At 66.3% G+C, this 258-nt stretch carries 1 protein-coding gene; it reads left to right on the top strand.

Annotation, left to right across the window (positions count from 1 at the left end):
- Positions 1–258: hypothetical protein (locus GYK42_RS29800; RefSeq protein ID WP_166450298.1), on the top strand; the 258-nt coding region annotated here is incomplete at both ends.

The raw sequence follows: 258 nt of genomic DNA, 5'->3' as shown, positions 1-258 counted from the left end.
GATTTCGCAGCAACGCGACCCAGCATACCGCGCCCAATGACGAGTACCTGACCGTCACCACGCAGAACATCCAGAATGGCCCCAATCCGGGGCCGGCCAGCATGAGCGAAACGCGCCGTGGCGCCCTCGACCAGCCCTCCGCGCCACTGCTCAGCCGCAGTACCTTTATCTATTGCGATAAAACAGCGGCGGCCGGCGCGCAGGAGGCAGCCACCCCCGGCGCCCCATGCGCCACCAGCGCCAAGGTACAGCGTCCTT

It is taken from the genome of Janthinobacterium lividum, from assembly GCF_011601275.1.
In the GTDB taxonomy this organism is placed as follows: domain Bacteria; phylum Pseudomonadota; class Gammaproteobacteria; order Burkholderiales; family Burkholderiaceae_D; genus Janthinobacterium; species Janthinobacterium lividum_E.
This window is presented reverse-complemented; position numbering and strand designations above follow the sequence as displayed.